Here is a 6671-nt window from a genome sequence, read left to right on the forward strand (position 1 = left end):
TCTGAACGCTTAGCCATCAATACCACGTTCAATTGCTTTTTTATATGAATCAACAATCTTCTCTTCTTGTTTAATTAACTGTCCTAAAGTTAAAGTTAATTGTTGAGAGTTCTCTAAACTATCTAATTGATCCTTCTGATAATCAATGTCTCGCCAGACTAATTCATGTTCCAACTTTTTCCCTATTACGTTTAACTTCTCAATAATTTGATGCTTGAGCCGTTTTTTCCGTCTACTCTCTTGTGATTCTATTTGAGGTAGGAGTTGATAAATTGTCTCGAGTGGAATTTTTCTTTGCATATGTCCGTGCTTGACGATACAATATTCTTTACTAAAAGGACTGATTCCAGGATAGATTCCATGAATTTGATAAATACCATCGTATAAATGATACGTTCCCTTTTTAAACTCAGGAAGAAATACTCTTTTCAGTCGATAGACTGGATCTTCTCCCACAATCTCAGCTATCCACATTTTTTCATCACTATTTGGGCTTAAAGTTAGTTTTTGGGCTTTAAATTCTTCGTTCAAATCGATTACCTTTCAATTCAAATAAATCTTTCATAAATTCAGGAATTTGCTTTATTAATCTGGATGGTAACACAATAAATTCTTTTTGATTAATTTGATTAGCAATCGCTGTGTGCATATAAGCAGCTATCAATACAGCACCCAAAGGGGATGAAGACTGTCCCATCAATCCAGATATCATACCAGCTAAGGTATCGCCCATTCCCCCTATTGCCATGCCTGCATTGCCCGGGATATTGCTATAAGATAAGCCGGAAGGCTGATAAATCTCAGTTTGATGCGATTTTAATACGAGGATAGCTTGATATGAATCTGAAAATTCCTGAGGATCATTGATATTGTTCGCTTCTTGCATTTTTAGCCATTCACCCAAGTGAGGGGTAAAGATTAATTGGCCTTTACAAGAAAATGGACCTTCTTTCGCCCACAGGCTAATGGCGTCTCCATCAAGAATTAACACTTGATTAGGTTGGATACTTGATAGCGTTTCACTTAATATCTCAATACTTTCTTGACTCCTACCAAGGCCCGGACCAATTAACACGTGATTTGCTTTAGAAATCCACTGTTTCCTCAAATTTTGATCTGCCCAATTCCCAACCATCATCTCTGGAGTATGCAAATGACAAACATTTATATTAGTCTTTGCAGTTAGCAAACTCGTTAAGCCCGAACCAACATGAACACAGGCGCTAGCAGCTAATATTGCAGCCCCCGCCATCTGTTCATTACCTGCTATAATCAAACTATGTCCGTAGTTCCCTTTGTAACTATCAAATGGACGAGGATCTATAAGTGATCTTATTTTAGTCAAGCTTAATTCAATCATCGTTTTCCTCATTTCCTTGAATATAGTATTATATTAAGCTGAAATCTAATAACAAGCAAGTCAAAATAATACGCTTACAAAGTAAAAACGATGAGGCTAGGAATTTCTCATCATTTTTTATTTTTTTTAATCAATAACAAGAATTGAAATACCTACTGACTGAGGTCCGGCATGTACTCCTAAAACGGGAGTTAATTCAGTCACAATGGATGTTTCAGCATTAGCAATTTCTTCGGCCAAATCTTTTTGTAATTGAGAAATTTCTTCGTTATTATTGCCGGCAAAAAGAGCGATTTTGTAGCGTTTAGCTCCTTGCAATTTTTCTTTAGCTGCTGCTAAAAGGGTTGCATAAGATCTTTTCTTCCCTCTTGCCTTATTAATGATTTCAATTTCACCGTTATGAATAGTTAATAATGGATTAATATTAAAGAAAGTACCAATCATACCAGCATACTTATTAAACCTCCCACCCTTAATAACATATTTCAACGTTCTAAACAGAGCGTAAATACCAGCTTTATTTTCCACTCTTTCTAATTCAGCTAAAATTTCCTCAGCTGACTTACCATCTTCTCTGAGTTCAGCAGCATAGATTGAAAGTAAACCAGTGATTGAAGCAATATAATTGGATTCATAAATGAAGATTTCTAAGTTTTTATACTGTTCTTTAACTACTTCATATAATTGACGCATACCGGTTAATTTTAAAGATGCTGTAATTACTACTGCTTGAGTATAACCCTTCTCTACTAAACGATCCAAAAGATCTATAATTTCTTGGATAGGCGGAATACCAGTCGATAAGACGTCATGATGTTGCATCTGTTCGTAGAATTCCCTAGAATCAATATCAATCAAGTCACGATAGTGTTTATCTCCCATTTGCAACATATAGTGAATGATTTCAATACCGTAATGTTCAGCAAGATCTGCCTTTAAGTCTTGTGAAGTATCTGCAATAATAGCTAATTTATTCATTATAATCTCCTATCTGGTCATAACCACCTGATTCAATAATCAATTCGGCTAGTAATTTAGTAGCAAATGCATGTGATACTGCATTAATACCTTCGGTTTTTTTACTTATTTCAATTCCTTCAACAACAAAGGGACGATTTTGACCTACCGTTTTAAAAACACGTTGAACAGCATTGTTAATTGACTCTGAAAACAAATCAAACCCTTCTTCGATCGTTACCCTCTTCGTTTGGAGTTCAATGCCCCTTCGAACGGTTTCAATAGGCAAAATACGTTTATAGATAGCAATAATTAAAAGAAAGGCTATCTGTTGACGTCCATACTTCCTACCCTTGATTTTAGGGATGACACCCCATTTAGAATAATTTTGAATCATCGTGGAAGTCATTGCTACTTCGTCATTCATGATTGGGCCCAAACAATCTTGAATATATTCAACCACTTCTTGGTTGAACATGGACTGTTTAGGTAATTCATCCCATGAAGGACAATGGAAAGCTAATATCTTCTCAATTTTTATCGTCACTTAGCACCCCTTTTATCTAGTTATCACCACTATATGTTACCATCTAAATACATTCTGTCAAGCAAAAAAACATATTAAAAAAACTCGAGAAAATATCTCGAGTTTTTTATTCATCAAGTTGACCATTATGAAACACTTCAGACACATCGTCATCATCTTCTAGAGCATCAACAATGGTTGTCAGTACCTCATAATCTTTTTTTGATAGATTGACAAAAGTTTTGGGTATTAAGGTTAATTCAGCTGTATAAATCACTAGCCCTTCTTGCAACAATTTATCTCTTACCTTGGCTAATTCACTGGGATCCGTATAAATCTCAAAAACTTCTTCAGAACTTTCTAAGTCTTCGCCGCCCACTTCTAGAACAAGCATCAACATTTCATCTTCATCTAGATTGTTCTTTTCTCTTTCTAAAACAATATAGCCTTTGCGATCAAACAGGTAATTAACCGTTCCGGATTCTCCAATATTACCACCATTTTTATTATAAGCAATCCTGACATTGGTCATAGTTCGGTTACGATTATCAGTCAATGCTTCGGTCAAAATAGCTACCCCTTGAGGGCCAAAGCCCTCATATATCACTTCATCATAATTCTCTCCTTCAGAGGAGGTCGTCGCCTTTTTAATGGCTCGATCGACATTATCATTTGGCATATTATTGGCTTTAGCCTTGTCCATAGCTAAACGCAAAGCGGGATTAGTGTCCGGATCCCCTCCGCTCTGTTTAGCTGCCATATAAATTTCCCGTGATAATTTTTGGAAGAGTTTCCCTCTTTTAGCATCCTGGGCACCCTTACGATTTTTTATATTATTCCACTTAGAATGTCCTGCCAATGTTATCGACTCCTTTCACTTTTATAAATCTATTTCTAATAAGATGGGGGTATGATCTTGACGCTCGCCTGAATCGATCATTTCAGATCTTTGAACTTTATCAGCGATTCGATCACTCACTAAGAAATAATCAATTCTCCAGCCTGAATTATTCTGTTTACTTGTTCGAACCCTTTGGGCCCACCAAGTATAAACGCCTTCTACTGGACCATGTAAATGACGAAAAGTATCCGTGAAACCTTTGTTTAAAAGATTAGTAAATCCTTGACGCTCTTCATCTGTAAAGCCTGCAGAAAAGTGATTTCTGTCTGGATGAGCCAAGTCAATTTCTTTATGAGCTACATTAAAATCACCTGTCGCAATCACAGGCTTTACTTGGTCTAAACATACTAAATAATCAGCATACTTTTCATCCCAAATCTGACGATCCTCTAGTCTCTTTAACTCGCTTCCAGCATTTGGAGTATATACATTAGTAAGGTAAAAATCAGCAAATTCCAATGTCATTATTCTACCTTCATAATCCATTGGATGAGGACAAGAAATTTCTGGATAAGAAACTTCAGCTTTTAAGTCTTTCTTATACATAAACATCGTTCCAGCATATCCCTTACGAGCTGGTTCTTGAGAAGAACGCCAAGCTATTTGATAATTAGGAAATAGTTCCTCTATAACCTTTTTATGTTTTTTGGTTGGTCCCTTAGCAGATAACTTAGTCTCTTGAATAGCTATTACATCTGCTTGCAAAGCGTTGAGTTTAATCAAAACTTCTCGAGACAGGATGGCTCGATTAGAATCACTGGTCAATGCAGCGTTTAGTGAATCAATATTCCAAGATATAATTTTCATTTCATTCTCCTTTTTAAATATTAGCCTCTTTATTTTATCATATTTAGCCTTGCTTCTCGAATGGTCTATAAATCTCTCAACTGTTTCAACTCATAGTGTTTACGATAGAATGCTGGTATTAAAATAATTAATGAACCTAACCAAGCCATCGGATTAGATAAGACCGTTCCAGAAAATCCAATCATAGGAGTTAATACAAAAGCAGCAATAACCCTCATGACTAATTCCGCAATACCAGCTAATCCAACTCCTGCTAAAGCATTTAAACCAATACTTCGCCCCACTATAAAAGTGTCTACCATATTGTAAAATAATTGGAATAAATTCCCCATTATTAAAGGAATCGAAAAACGAATAATCTTTTTAATGGAGGATCCGGTTGTCATATCATTCAATGGCCTACCTCCTAAGTTTAAATACCTACTCAGTATAGGAAAAACTAAAGATTGCTTCAATGAAATGAAAACACATTCTTTAGTAAAAAAAGCCGAACATTTAAATTTAACAAAAGATTATATATTTTTATGCTCTTCCGAAAGACAACTATCTTTGTTACAATCATTTCATCAATTTGAGGAGGAATTCAATGGAAGCCATTCGCAATTATTTTAAGTTTTCTGAGAACAATACGGACCTAGGAACAGAGATACAAGCAGGAATCACTACCTTTCTTGCTATGTCTTATATCATGTTCGTCAATCCAGCCATTTTGTCACAAGCAGGTATGCCGGCACAAGGAGTATTTCTAGCTACTATTTTTGCTGCTGCTATTTCAACTTTATTCATTGGAATATTTGCTAATGTTCCTTACGCCTTAGCTCCCGGGATGGGATTAAATGCATTCTTTACCTATACGGTTGTTTTTGCCTTAGGATTCACTTGGCAAGAGGCACTATCCATGGTATTCATTTGTGGAATCTTGAACGTTTTAATCACTATCACTAAAATTCGTAAATTATTAATCGTTTCAATTCCTGCATTTTTACAACATGCTATTTCTGCTGGTATCGGTATTTTCATCGGCTATATCGGTTTAAAAAATGCTGGTCTTTTACAATTCACCTCAGGTGCCGGGAATATTATCTCTGTCAATAATGGAGATCCTATGGCGGAAACAATCTCTGGTGGAGTATTCAGCGTTGTAACTGATGGTGGTATTGTCCCAGAATTGGTTAATTTCACCCAACCAGGTGCCTTAATTGCAGTTGTTGGTATAATTGTCACCATTATCCTAATGATGAGAAAGTCTAAAGGAGCCATTTTAATTGGTATCGCTGTTACAACTGTATTAGCTTTCCTAACCAATGTGGTTGACTTAGGACAAGTTTCATTCGCCGATAATTCTCTCTCTTCTGCTTTTGCTGACCTTGGGCAAATTTTTGGCGTAATTTTCACCAGTGCAGGAATCCCTTCTCTATTTGGCGATCTTACTCGCTTACCAATTGTTTTAATGACAATCTTTGCTTTTTCACTTTCTGATGTTTTTGATACAATTGGTACCTTTATTGGTACTGGTTTACGCTCAGGTATCTTTTCAAAAGCCGATCAATTAGCTTTAGAATCCGGTTCAGGATTCACTTCTAAGATGGATAAAGCCTTGTTCGGCGACTCAGTAGGGACAATTTTTGGAGCAATTCTAGGTACTTCCAATACTACAACCTTTGTCGAGTCATCTGCTGGGATTGGAGCTGGAGGTCGTACAGGCTTTACTTCAGTGGTAACAGCGCTTTGCTTTGTTCTTTCTGCTTTCTTATCGCCAATCATCTCTTTAATTCCTGCACAAGCAACAGCACCAGCCTTGATTATTGTCGGGATTTTGATGGTTAGCTCTCTATCCGATATTGACTGGTCGAATTTTGAAGATGCTGTGCCGGCATTCTTCGCATCTGTTTTTATGGGTTTAACCTACTCCATTTCCAACGGAATTGCAGCAGGATTCATTCTCTATGGAATCATTAAAACAGCTAAAGGACAAACTAAAGAAGTTCATCCAATTATTTGGGTATCGATTGTTCTCTTTATCATCAACTTCATCGTGCTAGCTATTATTTAAGAATAATACTTAGGCTCTTTGTCAAATAGGGTTGATGAGTAGGTGAGGTAACCGACTGGTTACTTCA

Annotated in this window: 8 protein-coding genes; 1 reads left to right on the forward strand and 7 read right to left on the reverse strand. The window is 36.3% G+C overall.

The features are described from left to right. Positions 1–9: 9 nt before the first annotated feature. From ACQV2T_RS07735 to ACQV2T_RS07765, 7 genes are all read right to left on the reverse strand, one after another. A complete protein-coding gene (locus ACQV2T_RS07735; protein WP_428872760.1) occupies positions 10–531 on the reverse strand; it encodes a hypothetical protein in 522 nt (173 codons plus the stop codon). Continuing rightward, entirely contained in the window at positions 515–1360 is an 846-nt protein-coding gene (locus ACQV2T_RS07740; protein WP_428872758.1) for an NAD(P)H-hydrate dehydratase, read from the reverse strand. The genes ACQV2T_RS07735 and ACQV2T_RS07740 overlap by 17 nt, the downstream gene beginning before the upstream one ends. 126 nt (positions 1361–1486) lie before the next feature. Beyond that, positions 1487–2338, reverse strand: a complete 852-nt coding sequence (locus ACQV2T_RS07745; protein ID WP_428872757.1) for a DegV family protein — start codon at positions 2336–2338, stop codon at positions 1487–1489. Continuing rightward, positions 2331–2864, reverse strand: a complete 534-nt coding sequence (locus ACQV2T_RS07750) for a DUF1836 domain-containing protein (RefSeq protein ID WP_428872756.1) — start codon at positions 2862–2864, stop codon at positions 2331–2333. Before ACQV2T_RS07750 ends, ACQV2T_RS07745 begins: the two co-directional genes overlap by 8 nt. Positions 2865–2970: 106 nt before the next feature. Next, a complete protein-coding gene (locus ACQV2T_RS07755; RefSeq protein ID WP_428872755.1) occupies positions 2971–3702 on the reverse strand; it encodes a YebC/PmpR family DNA-binding transcriptional regulator in 732 nt (243 codons plus the stop codon). Between the two features lie 21 nt (positions 3703–3723). Beyond that, complete coding sequence (locus ACQV2T_RS07760) at positions 3724–4551, reverse strand: exodeoxyribonuclease III (RefSeq protein ID WP_428872754.1); 828 nt, start codon at positions 4549–4551, stop codon at positions 3724–3726. Between the two features lie 65 nt (positions 4552–4616). After that, entirely contained in the window at positions 4617–4946 is a 330-nt protein-coding gene (locus ACQV2T_RS07765) for a hypothetical protein (protein ID WP_428893478.1), read from the reverse strand. Between the two features lie 191 nt (positions 4947–5137). Between ACQV2T_RS07765 and ACQV2T_RS07770 the strand changes: the two genes are divergently transcribed. Continuing rightward, positions 5138–6604: an NCS2 family permease gene (locus tag ACQV2T_RS07770; RefSeq protein WP_428872752.1), complete on the forward strand. Its 1467-nt coding sequence runs from the start codon at positions 5138–5140 to the stop codon at positions 6602–6604. Positions 6605–6671: the final 67 nt, after the last annotated feature.

This window comes from Facklamia sp. P13069 (genome assembly GCF_050409405.1).
Lineage (GTDB): Bacteria > Bacillota > Bacilli > Lactobacillales > Aerococcaceae > Facklamia.